The organism is Agromyces cavernae, from assembly GCF_021044935.1.
Taxonomy (GTDB): domain Bacteria; phylum Actinomycetota; class Actinomycetes; order Actinomycetales; family Microbacteriaceae; genus Agromyces; species Agromyces cavernae.
Genome location: NZ_JAJNMP010000002.1, coordinates 688,948 through 704,194, shown reverse-complemented (window position 1 = coordinate 704,194; position 15,247 = coordinate 688,948). Strand labels below are relative to the sequence as shown.

Here is a 15,247-nt window from a genome sequence, read left to right as displayed (position 1 = left end):
GTCACCCGATGGCGTCCTCGATCGAGGCGCCGGTGGTCGTGCACTCGCCGGTGGCGGGGATGACCGAGACGGCAGGCGACAGCTCGGCGATCACCGTGGTTCCCGAGACCACCTCGTTGTCGACGAGCACCTCGACGGCGGGCGTCCTGCCGTAGGTCGTGAAACGGTAGCGCGGGGCGTCCGACTCGTCGATCACCCAGTCGACGCCGTCGACGCTCACGCAGCGATCGGTGGTGGGTCCGGGGGTTGCGACGCCGCAACGCAGCAGCACCGACGCCGGCGAACCCCAAGCGCCCGTGCCCTGCGCGTTCGTCTCGCGCTCGGCCTGCTCGGCGGAGGTGCCGCTCGCGAGCAGGTCGGGCAGCCGCACGCTGACTGCGGCGCAGTCGGGATTCTCCGCATCGGCGGCGGCGTCCATCGGCACCGCCTGGCTGCATCCTGCGGTCGCGAGCACGACGCCGAGGGCGATGAGGGCGGTGGTGAGCCGCCTTCGGCGGGCGGGCGCGACTGCGTGTTCCATCACCCTCAGCGTATCCGGCATTGGCATACGCTGAGCTGGTGTCCGACTCGATGAGCCCCGACTCCGCGCCCGCCGACCCGTCGACGGTCGCCGAGCTCGGCGAGTCGGCGGTGCTCGCGCGCATCCTGCCCCGCCTCTCGTCGGGCGACGCCGCGTTGCTCGGTGCCGGCGACGATGCCGCGGTCGTCCGCGCGCCCGACGGGAGTTTCGTCGTCACGACCGACCTCATGGTGCACGGCCCCGACTTCCGGCTCGCGTGGTCGACGCCGTTCGAGCTCGGCTGGAAGGCCGCGGCGACGAACCTCACCGACGTGGCCGCGATGGGTGCGCGCCCGACGGCGCTCGTCGTCGCCATCGCCGCGCCGCCCACGACGCCCGTCGCCCTGCTCGAAGGCATCGCCGACGGCCTGCGCGAGGGGCTCGCCCGGCTCGCGCCCCGTGCGGGCGTCGTCGGCGGCGACCTCTCGGCGTCATCGGTGCTCACGATCGCGGTGACCGCGTTCGGAGACCTCGACGGCCGCGCCCCGATCCTGCGATCGGGCGCGCGGGTCGGCGACGTGGTCGCCCACGCCGGGGTGCGCGGCGACGCGGCGCGCGGGCTCCGTCTGCTGTTCGCCGAGGCGACGGATGCCTCGGGCGAGCCCGATCGCGAGCTGGCCGCGGCCGTGCGTGCGCGGCATCCCGAGCTCATCGCAGCACAACTCGCCCCCAGCCCGCCGGTGTCGGCGGGCGTGGCGGCGGCACTGGCCGGCGCGACCGCGATGCTCGACGTCTCCGACGGGCTCGCTCGCGATGCCCGCCGGCTCGCCGAGGCGAGCGGGGTCGGCCTCGACCTCGACGCGCGTGCGCTCGGCGCCGACGTGGCGCTCGCGCTCGCCGGCGCCGAGGACCACGGCCTCCTCGCGACGTTCCCGCCGCACGTCAGCCTTCCCGACGCGTTCGAGGTCATCGGGCGGGTGGTCGACGACGCCGGCCGGCTGTTCGTCGACGGCGCCGCCGTTCCCGCCGACGGCTGGGACCCCTACGCCGGGTGGGACGGCCGCGCGGGCTGATCGGCGTCGTCGTCGACCACGTCGTCGTCGACGACGACCTCGGCGGTCGCCCACCAGAGGGCGGTCTCGCCGTAGTCGCGGCGGCGGTCGGGTGCGATGCCTGCCGGCCATTCGGGTTCGGCGGAGCGCGAGCTGCGTTCGACGACGACGACCGCGTCGCCGGCCAGCAGCGGGGCGAGCAGCGCGAGATCGTGCGTGAGCGCGGCCTCGGGCTGGTCGTACGGCGGGTCGATGAACACGAGGTCGAACGGTCCGCGGGCTCCTTCGAGATACGCGGCGACCGCACGCTGCACGACGCTCACGCGGGCCGCGGCGCCGTGCGCCCTGCGCCTCACGGCGTCGGCGTTGCGGCGGCAGATGTCGGCCGCGGGCTTCGCCCGTTCGACGAGCACGGCCTCGGCGGCACCGCGGCTCACGGCCTCGAGGCCGAGGGCGCCCGAGCCCGCGTACAGGTCGAGCACCGTCGCGCCGTCGATGGCGTCGCGCGCCTCGAGGGCCGAGAAGATCGCCTCACGCACCCGGTCGCTCGTGGGACGGGTGCCCGAGCGGGGCACCTGCAGGCTGAGGGAGCCGGCGAAGCCGGCGATGATGCGCGTCATGCTCCCGGAAGCATAACGGCGGGGTCGTACCGCTGCCATGAGCGGTCGTACCGCTGCCATGATGGAAGCGTGCCTGCACTGTTTGATGAAGAGACCGGCTCGACCGACGCACCGCCCGCCGAACCGTCCAAGCACCGGGGGAGTGAACAGCAGCTGATCGACCGACTGTGGGATTTCGGCGATCCGAAGGCGAGCGAGGAGCGGTTCCGCGAGGCGGCCGACGACGATGCGCACAGCCCGCACCTGCGTGCCGTGATGTCGACCCAGCTCGCGCGGGCGCTCGGCATCCAGCGGCGCACCGACGAGGCGTTCGCGGTGCTCGACGCCGTCGCCGCGACAGGTTCGGCGCCCGGAGACCCCGAGTCGTACGCCGCCGAGTTGCGGGCACGCGTGTCGATCGAGCGGGGCCGCATCGCGGCATCCGATCGCCGTCCCGGCGACGCCGTTCCCGAACTGACCCGCGGCGTGCGCGAGGCGGCGCTCGCCGGGTCGACCTTCCTCGTGCTCGACGCACTGCACATGCTCGCCCTCAACGACGCCGGGCACGAAGAGGAGTGGGCGACCGAGGGGTTCGACGTGCTCGCCGGGTCACGCGACCCCCGGGTGTTGCGCTGGGGCGTGGCCCTGCACAACAACCTCGGGTGGACCCTGCACGACTCGGGCCGGCTCACCGGTGCGCTCCTGCAGTTCGAGCAGGCGGTCGCGTCGGCCGACGCCTACGGCACCGCCGAGCAGCGTCACGTCGCGCGTTGGTCGGTGGCGCGGTGCCTGCGCAGCCTCGGCCGCACCGACGAGGCGCTCGCGATGCAGCGCGAGCTCGCTGCCGCCCGACCCGATGACCGGTACGTCCAGGCGGAGATCGAGTCGCTGACGGCGGTGGAGCCTACGATCGAGGAATGACGGCGCGAGAGGCGGATGTCCCGGCCGAGGCGGTCCCGGGCGGCTACACGCTCGACACGAAGCTGTCGGGCGCGCTCGGCGGGCGCACGGCGCAGGCGTTCGAGCGAGCCTTCGGCCACCGCACGGTCGGCGACCTGCTCGCGCACTATCCGCGCCGGTACGCGCTGCGCGGTGAGCTCACCGCGCTCGCGAGCCTCCCGCTCGACGAGAACGTCACGATCGTGGCCGAGGTGCTCGAGGTGCGGGTGCGCGACATGCGCCAGCGCCGCGGGTCGATCGTCGAGGCGAAGATCTCCGACGGCACCGGCATCCTCACGCTGACGTTCTTCAACCAGAAGTGGCGCGAGCGCGACCTCCGCCCCGGGCGCCGCGGCATCTTCGCCGGCAAGGTCGGCGACTACAAGGGCGCGCGACAGCTGGCGCACCCCGATTACGAGCTCTTCGACGAATCGGTCGAGCTCGACGCGAACGGCGCCGCCGCCAGGCGGTGGGTCGAGGCGCCCATCCCGATCTACCCGGCGACCTCGACGCTGGCGAGCTGGCAGATCGCGAAGTCGGTCGCGTTCCTGCTCGACGGGCTCGGGGCGGTCGACGACCCGATACCCGTCGAGGTGCGCGCCGCTCGCGCCCTGCACGGGCAGCGCGAGGCGCTCGAGGGGGTGCATCGCCCCGAACGCGAGGCCGACTGGAAGGCGGCGCGGCGCACGCTGCGGTTCACCGAGGCGTTCGTGCTGCAGACGGCACTGCTCGAGCGGCGGGCCGAGCTGCGCGCGCACCGCGCCGTCGCACGGCGACCCCGGGCCGGGGGCCTCCTCGAGCAGTTCGACGCCGCGCTCCCGTTCACCCTCACCGGCGACCAGCTCGACGTCGGCGCCCAGATCTCCGACGACATCGAGCACCCCGTGCCGATGAACCGCCTCGTCCAAGGCGAGGTCGGCTCTGGCAAGACCGTCGTGGCGCTGCGCGCCATGCTCGCGGTCGCCGACTCGGGCGGCCAGTCGGCACTGCTCGCGCCCACCGAGGTGCTGGCGGCGCAGCACCTGCGCTCGATCGTCCGAATGCTCGGTCCCGACCTCTCGGTCGAGCTCATGCCGACCCTCCTCACGGGGCAGTTGCCGGCCGCCGAGCGCAAGAAGGCGCTGCTGCGCGCCGCCGCCGGCCAGTCGCGCATCGTGGTCGGCACGCACGCGCTCATCGGCGACCAGGTGTCGTTCGCCGACCTCGGCCTCGTGGTCGTCGACGAACAGCACCGGTTCGGGGTCGAGCAGCGCGAGGCGCTGCGCCTCAAGGGCGCCGAGCCGCCGCATGTGCTCGTGCTCACCGCGACGCCGATCCCGCGCACGGTCGCGATGACCGTGTTCGGCGACCTCGACGTCTCGACCATCCGGCAGTTGCCTGCGGGTCGTGCCGGCATCGACTCGCACGTCGTTCCGCTCGCGGAGCGGCCGGCATGGCGGCCGCGCGTCTGGGAGCGGCTCGCCGAAGAGCTCGCGCTCGGCAGGCAGGGGTTCGTCGTCTGCCCGGCCATCGAGCCGAAGGTGGTCGAAGACGACGGCGAGAGCGATGCGCCGGCCGACGTCGCGGGGCCCGCGACATCCGTTGCCTCGGTGCTCGCCGAGCTCGCGGCGCACCCGCGATTCGCCGACGCGCGGGTGGCGCCGCTGCACGGTCGCATGAGCGCCGACGAGAAAGACGGCACGATGCGCGCCTTCGCTGCAGGCGAGATCGACGTGCTCGTCGCGACGACCGTCATCGAGGTCGGCGTCGACGTGCCCAACGCGAGCGTCATGGTCGTGGTCGACGCCGAGCGATTCGGGGTGTCGCAACTGCACCAGCTGCGCGGGCGCATCGGCCGTGGGAGTGTGCCCGGGCTCTGCCTGCTCGTCACGAGCTCGGAGCCGGGATCGGTCGCCCGGCAGCGGGTCGAAGCGGTGGCGGCGACGCTCGACGGCTTCGAACTCGCGCAGGTCGACCTCGAGCTGCGCCAGGAGGGCGACGTGCTCGGCGCCGACCAGTCGGGCGGGCGGTCGTCGCTCAAGCTCCTCCGCGTCGTGCGCGACGGCGACCTCATCGCCGATGCCCGCGATGTCGCCGAGACGCTCCTCGCGGGCGATCCGCGGCTCACCGGGCATCCCGCGCTCGCGGCGGCCGTGCGTCGGCGGCTCGACGACGAGACGAGCGGCTACCTGAGCAAGGGCTGAGACTGTGCTCGCGGGGGCAAACGGCGCCCGTCGGGCATTACGCTGGGCGTATGCAGCGGATCGCCGTCGTCCCAGGATCGTTCGACCCCGTCACGCTCGGCCATATCGATGTCATCGCACGGGCCGCGGGGCTCTACGACGAGTTGCACGTCGTGGTCGTGCACAACCCCGACAAGTCGGCGCTGCTGCCGATCGCGCAGCGCGTGTCGCTCATCGAGCGGTCGATCGCCGACGCCGGCATCGAGGGGCGCATCGTCGTCGCCTCGTGGAGCATGGGCCTGCTCGTCGACTACTGCACCGACGTCGGTGCATCGGTGCTCGTCAAGGGCATCCGCTCGCAACTCGACGTCGCCTACGAGACGCCGATGGCGATCGTCAACCGGCACCTCGCCGGAGTCGAGACGGTGTTCCTGCTCCCCGATCCGGCCAACGCGCACGTCTCGAGCTCCCTCGTGCGCCAGGTGGCCGCGCTCGGCGGCGACGTCGCCCCCTACGTGCCCGCCGTGGTCGGCGACTACCTCCAGGCGGCGATGACGGCATGAGCGAGGCGATCGCGGCAATGGGCGGGTCGGGAACGGCGGTCGCGCCCGGCGCGACACTGAGCATCGACGACGTGGGCTCGCGCGCGGCCGCGATCGTGCAGAACGTCGAGACCGTCATCGCCGGCAAGCGCGAGGCGATCACGTCGGCACTCACGGTGGTGCTCGCCGAGGGACACCTGCTCATCGAAGACGTTCCCGGGGTCGGCAAGACGATGCTCGCGAAGGCGCTCGCCCGCTCGGTCGACGCCACCGTCAGCCGAATCCAGTTCACTCCCGACCTGCTGCCCAGCGATGTGACGGGCGTCTCGGTGTTCGACCAGGCGAGCCGGAAGTTCGAGTTCAAGCGCGGCCCCGTGTTCGCGAACCTCGTCATCGGCGACGAGATCAACCGCGCCAGCCCCAAGACGCAGTCGGCGCTGCTCGAGTGCATGGAGGAGCGCCAGGTCACGGCCGACGGCACGACCTACCGGCTCGATGCGCCCTTCACCGTCGTCGCCACGCAGAATCCCGTCGAGATGGAGGGCACGTACCCGCTGCCCGAGGCCCAGCGCGACCGGTTCATGGCGCGCATCTCGATGGGCTACCCCTCGTCGGCCGACGAGCTCGCGATGCTCGCGACCCGTGAGACCTCGAGCCCGATCGACGATCTCACCGCGGTCGTCGGGCTCGATGAGCTCCGGGCGATGATCAGCGCCGTGCAGCACGTGTTCACCTCGCAACCGGTCAAGGAGTACGCGGTCGAACTCGCACGCACCACGCGTGATGACCGCCAGCTGCGCCTCGGGGCGAGCCCCCGCGCGACGCTCCAGCTCATCCGCGCGGCAAAGGCCCACGCGGCGATGCACGGCCGAGACTTCGTGCTGCCAGACGACGTCGACGCGCTCGCCGTGCCGGTGCTCGCGCACCGCCTGGTACCCACGAGCCGTGCGCTCGGCAGCCATGACCGTGACAGCGGGCCGCTCATCGACGCCATCGTGCGCCGCATCGTGGGGGAGACGCCGGTTCCGGTCGGCAGCGCTCGAAGGAACTGATCATGAGGCGCCCCAGCTTCGCCCGAGTCGCCGCCTGGCCGCGACTCACGAGGCGTGGCGGCGCGCTCGTGCTCATGGGTGTGGTGCTCGTGTCGGTGTCACTCTGGTTCGACCTGCGCGACATCCTGCTGCTCGCGTTCGTCGCGATCGCGATGCCGGCGATCGCCGCCCTGTTCGTCTCGCTCCGCCCGCCGCGGTTGGCGGTATACCGCACGTTCACTCCGTCGACCATCGCGGCGGGCACGTCGACCTGGGTGTCGCTCTCGGTGAAGAACCGTTCCAAGCGCACGTTCGACGGCGCTCACTGGCGCGACCGGGTGCCCGACCATCTCACGGCACCGCCCGACGCGGTGCTGCCCGCTATCGGGCCGTTTGAGCGCATGCTGCCGTCGGGCGACGACACCGCACACCTCGAATACCGCCTCCGGGTCTCACGGCGGGGCGTGTACGTCGTGGGCCCGCTGCGGGTCGGCGTCACCGACCCGTTCGCGCTCGCCCGCATCGACCGCGATGCGGGCAGCGCCCGCGAGCTCGTCGTGACGCCGCGCGTGACACCGCTCGATGCCGCGCTCGGCACGGCGGCGAGCGTCGACGGCGTGCTCCACGGGCTGCAACGTCGTACCCACCCCAACTCCGATGAGCTGATCGCCCGCGAGTACCGCTACGGCGACCCGCTGCGCCGCGTGAACTGGGCGGCCACCGCCCGGCGCGGCGAGCTGATGGTGCGCGAAGAGGAGCAGCGCGGAGACCCCGAGGCGCGCATCCTGCTCGACACGACGCTGTCGGCACACCAGCGCGGCTCGAAGCACGAGTTCGACGACCGCGTGCACGCGGGGTTCGAACTGGGAATCGAGGTGGCCGCCTCGATCGGCGTGCACCTGCTCGACCTCGGATACCAGGTGCGGTGCGACGCCGTCGCCGACCCTGCTCGCGGCGGCATCGCCTCGACGAGCGACGGCGAATACCACATGCCGGGTGGCGATCAGGGCCTGCTCGAAGACCTCGCCCGCCTCGACTCGCCGACCCGCAGCGACGCCCCGGCGCGGCGTGCGACGACTGGAGGTTCGTCCGCTCCGGCGCGAGCCCGCGAAGCGCGCATGCCCGGGTTCGCGGTGCTCGTCGAGCCCGACGAGCACGACACCGCGAACCTGGTCGCCCTTCGGCCGGGGTTCGAGCCCGCGGTGGCGTTCGTGACCGAGAGCACCGCGACCCGCGTCGTCCACGCGCTCGAAGAGGCCGACTGGCGCGTCGTGCGTGTGCGGCGGCCGACCGAGATCGGCGGAGCATGGTCGGGATCGGCGGTTCGCGGGCGCGCCGCAGTGGCGAACGATCGGATCGCCGCGACCGGCGATGCACGACCTGCGCCGTCGGGTACCGCCCGCTCGAACGGGCACGACGGGCGAGCCGATGCGTCCTGACACGATCGCCCTCTCACGCGGCCAGCGACTCGCGCTCACCGCCGCGTCCTTCGCCCTGATCGCGGTGGCGAGCATGGCGCTCGGCCCGCTCATCTCGGGCAGCGGCTGGTGGTGGATGTGCGCCTTCATCGCGGCCGGCACGCTCTTCGGCGGGGCCGGCCTGCGGGCGATCCGAACTCCGGCCTCCCTCGTACCGGTGCTCGAGCTCGTGATCCTGGTGCTGTTGCTGACCCTGCTGTTCGGGGGCACGACGAGCTTCGCGCTCATCGTGCCGACCACCGGCACGTTCACCGAGTTCGGCGAGCTGCTCGGCGGCGCGGAACGCACCATCCAACAGCAGTCGGTGCCCGCGATACCCGTGCCGGCGCTTACGTTCGCCCTCGCGCTCGGCGTCGGGGTGCTCGCGGTCTGCATCGACATCCTCGTGCAGACGGTGCGCATGCCCGCCCTCGCCGCAGCACCGGCGCTCGTGCCGATCCTCATTCCCGGGTTCATCATCGAGGCCGGCGCCGAGGCGCCGACGCTCGTGCTGGCCGCCGCGGCCTACCTGCTGCTGCTTCGCGTCGACGTGCGCGTCCGACGACGCGCACGCATCATGGCGGGCGACGAGGGCGACGATGCCGCCACCGTGATCTCTCCGGCGCGGGTGCCCATCGCGTCGACGCTCGGTGCGACGCTCGGGCTGGCGGGAGCCGGACTCGTCGTCGCAGCGGTGCTCGCCGCGTCGACCCCGAGCATCTCGACGAGCCTGCTGCTCGGCACGGGGAATCCGAGCACGATCTTCGGGCGGGGCGTCAGCCCGTTCATCGACCTGGGCCGTGACCTGCGCCGGCCCGACCCCAGCCCGGCATTCCACTACTTCTCGCCCGACGGCGAGCGGCCGTACTTCACGCTGCTCACGCTCGACCGATTCGAGGGGGCGACATGGGGAGTGACCGACACGGCGATCGACGGCGACAACACCGTCGACGCGATGCCACGACCCGAGGGTCTCTCGAGCGAGGTCCGGGCCGACGAGCATCCGATCGACGTGACGATCGACGAGGTGCGCACGACCTGGTTGCCCGTCCCGTATCCGACGACGCGGGTCGACGGCCTGCGCGGCTCGTGGTTCTGGGAGGACGGCTCGCTCGCGGTGCGCGGCATCGATGCCGACACCGCGGGGCAGCGCTACCAGGCGAACTGGCTCGAGGTGGACCCGACCCCGGCGCAGTTGCGAGCCGCTGATCGCCGGGTCTCCGACGAGTTCACCCGGTTCCTCGCGCTGCCCGACGACCTGCCGCAGGTCATCTCCGACACGGCGGCCCAGGTCACCGGCACCGCTGCGACGCCGTACGACGCAGCGGTCGCGATCCAGGCCTTCCTGCGTTCGCCTGATTTCGAGTACTCCACCGAGGCACCGGTCGAAGACGGCTACGACGGCGGAGGCTTCGACGTCATCGCCCAGTTCCTCGAGAGTCGCGCCGGGTACTGCGTGCACTTCGCGTCGACGATGGCGGTGCTCGCGCGCGAGGTGGGCATCCCGGCTCGAATCTCGGTGGGCTACACCCAGGGGAGTCCTTCGCAGGAACGCGTCGGCGGGCTGCAACGCATCGAGGTCGACTCGCACGACCTGCATGCGTGGCCCGAACTCTACTTCGAGGGCGTCGGGTGGGTGCCGTTCGAACCGACGCCTGGCCGTGGACTGGTTCCCGACTATTCGCGACCCGGCGCCGGTGAGGGCGCCGGCCCGCCGATTCCGCAGTCCGGCAGTGCTGCGCCGAGCGCGAGCGGCCGGGCGGCGGCCGACCCGGGCGGCGGCATCACCGGCACCGGCGGCGGTCTCGCACTGGCCGACAGCTGGTGGCTGCGCGGCGGTGTGATCGCCCTGCTCGCCGCCGCCGTCCTCCTCGCGCCCGCTGCGCTCCGTGCGGGCCAGCGGGCGAGCCGCCTGCGTCGAATCGCGCGCGGCGAACGGCCCGCGGATGCCGCGTGGAGCGAATTGACGGCGACCGCGCGCGACCTCGGCGTCGACGTGGGCATCGCCGACACTCCGCGTGCGGTCGCTTCGAGGATCGCCGATCGCGAGGGGTTCGCCGCCGACGAGGCCGGGGCGGCGCTGATCGTGCTGCGCGACGCCGTCGAACGGGAACGCTACGGTCCCGCGTTGCGCACCGGCGTGCCCGACGCCGACCTGATCGGCGCGCTCGAAACCGCACGGGCGGCGCTCGCCGACGACGAGCGAGCGGTCGACAGGATACGGGCCGTGCTCATTCCCCGTTCGCTCGTCGATCGCGCACAGGCGGCGTTCAGCGAACGTCTCTCGCCCGGCACGTAGAATCGTCGATCGTGGCCATCAAGCATTCTCCGTACCGTCTGAACGTGCGCGACCTCGTCAATCGTCCCGGCGAGATGCGGGAGGAGCGGCTCACCGTCGTCGTCGACCATGCCATGGGCGAGGGGCTCGTGTCGGTGCGCGCCGAATCCGAGCTCGAGCTCGACGCGCGACTCGAGTCGGTGCACGAGGGCATCCTCGTCACCGCCGAGGTCGATGCGACGGCTGAAGGCGAGTGCGGGCGGTGCCTCATCGACATCGCGCTCCCCGTCCAAGTCGAGTTCCAAGAGCTTTTCGCGTATCATTCTGGAGAAGCCATCGAGTATGAGGTTCAAGATGACCACGTGGATCTTGAATCACTCATCCGAGATGCGGTAGTGCTGTCACTGCCGTTCCAGCCGGTGTGCCGACCGGACTGCCCTGGTCTCGACCCTGAGACCGGGCTCCGACTGGCCGATCATCCGGAACTCGTCACCCCTGAGCACCGCGACCCCCGATGGGCCGCGCTCGCGGGATTGCAGGCTTCCGAAGACAACGGCACGGAGCACGAATCCGGTGCTGCCCAGCAGAGAGAAGAGAGATAGTCATGGCTGTTCCCAAGCGGAAGAAGTCACGCGCCAACACCCACGCGCGCCGGTCGCAGTGGAAGGCCGAGGTCCCCACCCTCGTCAAGACCGTCGAGAACGGCAAGGTCACCTACAGCCTTCCCCACCGCGCCAAGGTCGTCGAGGACTCGGCGGGCACCCCGCTCTTCCTCGAGTACAAGGGCCGCAAGGTCGCCGACGTCTAGTCGGCCCGAGACGCACCGACGACCGGTCGTGACGCGAACGGAGCGCACGCAGGCCGAAGATCGCACGCTCGACGAACTGCAGCGCACGCTGCAGGTCGAGATCGACCCGGCCCTGCTGCTGCTCGCGCTCACGCACCGGTCGTTCGCGTACGAGAACGGCGGCATACCGACCAACGAGCGCCTCGAGTTCCTCGGCGACTCCATCCTCGGGCAGGCCGTCACGGTCAAGCTGTTCCGCGATCATCCGGAACTCGACGAGGGTGAGCTCGCCAAGCGTCGCGCGAGCCTCGTCTCGAGTGTCGCGCTGGCCGAGGTCGGTCGCGCGATCGGCGTCGGGCCGTACGTGCGCCTCGGTCGGGGCGAGACGATGACCGGCGGCGCCGACAAGCCGTCGATCCTCGCCGACACGGTCGAGGCCATCATCGGCGCCGTGTACCTCGATGCCGGGGGCGACGCCGCGACCGAGCTGGTCTTGCGCCTCGTCGGTCCGCTCATGCAGGACCCCTCGCGCTTCGGTGCGGCGATGGACCCGAAGACGAGCCTCCAAGAGATCGCGGCGCGCCGCGGCGCCCCGGCCCCGTCGTACGCGGTCGCCGAGAGCGGTCCCGATCACCACAAGCACTTCGTCGCCACGGTGAGCGTCGGCGACCTCGTCGAGGCGTCGGGTGAGGGCTCGAGCAAGAAGCAGGCCGAGATGGCCGCCGCGCTCGAGGCGTGGACCCGGCTCAACCCGTCGCGCTGACATGCCCGAGCTTCCCGAGGTCGAGGTGGTGCGTGCGGGGCTCGCCCCGGCGGTGACCGGCGCGACGATCGCAGCGGTCGAGGTGCTCGACGAGCGGGCGCTCACCCGACACGATCCCTCCCTGGGTGCGTTCGAGGCGCTCGCCACGGGTGCACGGATCGAGGCGGCGGTGCGTCGCGGCAAGTTCCTGTGGTTGCCGATCGGCGGCGAGCGCGCGATCGTGGGGCATCTGGGCATGAGCGGCCAGATCCTGCTGCGCACGCCCGACCATGCGGGCGACGATCGGCACGCTCGCATCCGCCTGCATCTCGAACACCCCGAGCACGGTGAGCTGCGAGTCGACTTCGTCGACCAGCGCACGTTCGGCTCGCTGGCCGTCGACCGGCTCGTCGCGACCGTCGATGGCGAGTCCGCCGGGTTCTCGGCGGGCGTCACCGGCGAGTGGTCGCGAAGCATTCCGACGCAGGTCGCGCACATCGCCCGCGACCCGCTCGACCCGGCATTCTCCGACGCCGCGTTCGTCGCGGCCGTCGCCCGACGCTCGAGCGGGGTGAAGCGCGTCCTGCTCGACCAGGGAGTCGTCAGCGGCATCGGCAACATCTACGCCGACGAGTCGCTCTGGGCGGTGCGACTGCACCCCGAGCAGCCGGCCTCGTCGATCAGCGCCAGGCGGTCACGCGAACTCCTCGCCGCCGTGCGCGAGGTCCTCGCCAAGGCGCTCGCCGAGGGCGGCACGAGCTTCGATGCCCAGTACGTCAACGTCAACGGGGCATCCGGCTACTTCGCGCACTCGCTGAACGCCTACGGACGGGCCGGACTGCCCTGCCCGCGTTGCGGTACGCCGATGGTGCGCGAGCCGTTCATGAACCGCTCGTCGCACCGGTGCCCGCGGTGCCAGCGGCGGCGTATGCCGAGCCGTGCCCCATCGAACGGCGCGTGACCTTCCTGTAGGTCCTACTTCGTTCCGATGCCGATGTTGAGTGGGGCGGTGAGGACGAGCGGTCCGTCACCGGCGGAGCTGTCGCGGATCATCTCATCGAGGACGTCGACGATGTCCGCGCGTTGCCGGTCGGTGAGATCGCCGAGGAGCTGGCCGGCGATCGGGTTGCCGCCGAGGGTCCAGTCCCAGAGTCGACGTCCTGTCGAGACGGTGATGCGTTCCCGGTGGTTCGTGTGGACGACGACGTCCGACAGGCCGGCGGCGATCAGCCGCTGTCGGAGGACGTCGGGGTCCGCGAGCTGGAACTCGAGCAGCGGTTCGTCGTCGGGTGGTCCCTCGAGTTCAGGTACGACCGCCTGCGCCGCCCTGACGAAGAAGTGCAGCGCCTCGAACTCCGCGGGATCCCCGTACGCGATGATGAGCACGCGTCCACCGGGCTTCGTCACGCGCACCATCTCACGCAGGGCCTTCGCCTGATCGGGAACGAGCATGACGCCGAACTGCGATCCGGTGATATCGAAGCTGTCGTCGGGGATGTCGAGTGCGTGGCAGTCCATCACCCGGCCCTCGGCATCGAGTCCTTCGGAGATGACGCGCGCGTTGAAGCGGTCGATCATCTTCGGTGACCAGTCGGTCGCCAGCACCTTCGCGCCCGATCGCGCCGCTGGGAGGCTCAAGCCGCCTGTTCCGGCGGCGACATCGAGGAAGGAGTCGCCCGGTTTCAGCCCCGCCAGTCGAAGTCCGGCCGTTGCCAGTTCGGATTCGCCGGGCGCGACGTGCTCGTCGTATTGCGCCGCGATCGCATCCCAAGCCTCGACGGGCGCGGACTGGCCCGCCGAATCCCGCTGCCGCTTCGTCATCTTCCCGCTCCCGCTCCTGCGACCTCACCGAGGACGCTAGTCGGGCGCAGACCGGGCCGCATCGGCCGAACCACCCATTCCGCGCGGGTCGGCGTGCGCAGTTGTGTGTACCCGAATCGAGTGCCGGGGTGCCGGCGCCTCAGCCGCGCTGGAACTCGGCCGACATGCCGTGCGGCTCGAACCCGAGCGCAATGTTGATGGCGAGCATGTGCTCGTTCTCGTCGGCGTTCCAGGTGTAGATCGTCGTGCGCTCGGGGGCGACCTCGCCGAGCCGTACGAGGTTCGCGAGCTTCATGCGCATGCCGAGGCGGTGGCCCCGGTGCGCGGCGACGACGAGCGTGTCGGACTGGTACGCCACGGCCTTGCCGGGAGGCAGTTCGAGCTCGGTGTACCCGGCGATCGTGCCATCAGGTGCGACGGCCGCCTGCACGAGCAGTGTGCGCCCGCCCGCGATCGCCTGCACTTCGTGGGTTCGCACGCGATCGGCGTCCCAATGCTCTTCGTCGATCGTGAGGCCGCCGGCGGGGACGTCGAGCACCATCCGCGCGCGTGCCGCGGCATAGCTGTCGACGAGCGCGTCGGGCACGTGGTCGATCCAGCCGACGAGGCGGTAGTCGGATGTCCCGGACTCGCGTCGCGCGGATTCGGCGCGGAAGTCCTCGACCCGGCCGTCGACGTCGAGTGCACTCGAGCGTTCGAGTTGCCCGATGACGTAGCCGTGATGGGTCGCGAATCGCACGCTCGGCAGCTCGGCGGGGATCGTGGCGTCGCCTTCGGGGGCGGCCAGCCGCGGCCCGGGCAGGTCGAGTTCCTTCAGCGGGTAGTCGACCCAACCCAGGTAGATCGACCGCCCGAGGTCGGTGATCACGCCCTCGGCGTGCTCGAGCAGCCGAGTGCCGAGGCCCCGGCGACGGTACGCCGGCGCGACCTCCACGATGACCGTGCCCGTCCTCGCCGCCGGGTCGCGCTCCCACCAGCTGATCGTGCGTCCGATGCACGCATCGCCGTCCCACGCCGCGAACGCCTGCCGCATCTCGTACCGCTCGTCGCGGTACATCGCGAGCATCTCGGCCGGCGTGTATGCGAGCCGGTCGTCGCCCCACCGCTCGACCTCGATGTCGATCGCGAACTCGGCGTAGCGCTCGAACTCGACGGCCTCGGGGGTGCCGAGCCGGTCGGGGAAGGTGATCGGTCGGATCTCGACCGCCATGCGGGACCTCCTGTGGTCGTCGTGCGCCGCCGTTCGGGCAGCCGCCCAGACTATCGATGCGCCGGGCTCGCGGCAAGGGCGGCTTCGCCCGCGCACGGCGCGCGTGCGCTCGAGCGGTGCGAACCTCG

The 15,247-nt window shown here is 71.7% G+C and carries 15 protein-coding genes; 11 read left to right on the top strand and 4 right to left on the bottom strand.

The genetic code is table 11. From position 1 onward, the window contains the following. Window position 1: 1 nt before the first annotated feature. Window positions 2-520, bottom strand: a complete 519-nt coding sequence (locus tag LQ757_RS09390) for a DUF3515 domain-containing protein (RefSeq protein ID WP_231046944.1) — start codon at window positions 518-520, stop codon at window positions 2-4. Window positions 521-570: 50 nt separating this feature from the next. Between LQ757_RS09390 and thiL the strand changes: the two genes are divergently transcribed. After that, a complete protein-coding gene (thiL, locus tag LQ757_RS09385) occupies window positions 571-1,572 on the top strand; it encodes a thiamine-phosphate kinase (RefSeq protein ID WP_231047338.1) in 1,002 nt (333 codons plus the stop codon). Here thiL and rsmD read toward each other — a convergent pair. Further along, complete coding sequence (gene rsmD, locus LQ757_RS09380) at window positions 1,542-2,171, bottom strand: 16S rRNA (guanine(966)-N(2))-methyltransferase RsmD (RefSeq protein ID WP_231046943.1); 630 nt, start codon at window positions 2,169-2,171, stop codon at window positions 1,542-1,544. The two genes, thiL and rsmD, sit on opposite strands and share 31 nt — an antisense overlap. Window positions 2,172-2,240: 69 nt before the next feature. On the opposite strand from rsmD, the gene LQ757_RS09375 reads away from it, so the two are divergent. The 10 genes from LQ757_RS09375 to mutM all read left to right on the top strand — a co-directional run bounded on the left by LQ757_RS09375 (window position 2,241) and on the right by mutM (window position 13,049). Beyond that, entirely contained in the window at window positions 2,241-3,071 is an 831-nt protein-coding gene (locus tag LQ757_RS09375; protein ID WP_231046942.1) for a tetratricopeptide repeat protein, read from the top strand. Continuing rightward, on the top strand, window positions 3,068-5,272 hold the full coding sequence (locus LQ757_RS09370) for an ATP-dependent DNA helicase RecG (RefSeq protein WP_231046941.1): 2,205 nt from the start codon (window positions 3,068-3,070) through the stop codon (window positions 5,270-5,272). Before LQ757_RS09375 ends, LQ757_RS09370 begins: the two co-directional genes overlap by 4 nt. Before the next feature lie 50 nt (window positions 5,273-5,322). Then, a complete protein-coding gene (coaD, locus tag LQ757_RS09365; RefSeq protein WP_231046940.1) occupies window positions 5,323-5,814 on the top strand; it encodes a pantetheine-phosphate adenylyltransferase in 492 nt (163 codons plus the stop codon). Further along, window positions 5,811-6,845 (top strand): AAA family ATPase, encoded by a 1,035-nt coding sequence (locus tag LQ757_RS09360; protein WP_231046939.1) that lies wholly within the window; start codon window positions 5,811-5,813, stop codon window positions 6,843-6,845. Before coaD ends, LQ757_RS09360 begins: the two co-directional genes overlap by 4 nt. A 2-nt stretch (window positions 6,846-6,847) precedes the next feature. Then, complete coding sequence (locus tag LQ757_RS09355; protein WP_231046938.1) at window positions 6,848-8,263, top strand: DUF58 domain-containing protein; 1,416 nt, start codon at window positions 6,848-6,850, stop codon at window positions 8,261-8,263. Next, on the top strand, window positions 8,253-10,580 hold the full coding sequence (locus LQ757_RS09350; protein ID WP_231046937.1) for a transglutaminase TgpA family protein: 2,328 nt from the start codon (window positions 8,253-8,255) through the stop codon (window positions 10,578-10,580). Before LQ757_RS09355 ends, LQ757_RS09350 begins: the two co-directional genes overlap by 11 nt. A 74-nt stretch (window positions 10,581-10,654) precedes the next feature. Then, window positions 10,655-11,161: a YceD family protein gene (locus LQ757_RS09345; protein WP_231047337.1), complete on the top strand. Its 507-nt coding sequence runs from the start codon at window positions 10,655-10,657 to the stop codon at window positions 11,159-11,161. Window positions 11,162-11,163: 2 nt separating this feature from the next. After that, entirely contained in the window at window positions 11,164-11,367 is a 204-nt protein-coding gene (gene rpmF, locus LQ757_RS09340; protein ID WP_022887809.1) for a 50S ribosomal protein L32, read from the top strand. Between the two features lie 28 nt (window positions 11,368-11,395). Next, entirely contained in the window at window positions 11,396-12,109 is a 714-nt protein-coding gene (rnc, locus tag LQ757_RS09335) for a ribonuclease III (protein ID WP_372459642.1), read from the top strand. Between the two features lies 1 nt (window position 12,110). Next, window positions 12,111-13,049, top strand: a complete 939-nt coding sequence (gene mutM / locus LQ757_RS09330) for a bifunctional DNA-formamidopyrimidine glycosylase/DNA-(apurinic or apyrimidinic site) lyase (protein ID WP_231046936.1) — start codon at window positions 12,111-12,113, stop codon at window positions 13,047-13,049. Window positions 13,050-13,063: 14 nt separating this feature from the next. Here mutM and LQ757_RS09325 read toward each other — a convergent pair whose 3' ends face one another. Both LQ757_RS09325 and LQ757_RS09320 read right to left on the bottom strand, forming a co-directional pair. Next, window positions 13,064-13,909: a class I SAM-dependent methyltransferase gene (locus LQ757_RS09325; protein ID WP_231046935.1), complete on the bottom strand. Its 846-nt coding sequence runs from the start codon at window positions 13,907-13,909 to the stop codon at window positions 13,064-13,066. Between the two features lie 139 nt (window positions 13,910-14,048). After that, entirely contained in the window at window positions 14,049-15,119 is a 1,071-nt protein-coding gene (locus LQ757_RS09320) for a GNAT family N-acetyltransferase (protein WP_231046934.1), read from the bottom strand. Between the last annotated feature and the right edge of the window lie 128 nt (window positions 15,120-15,247).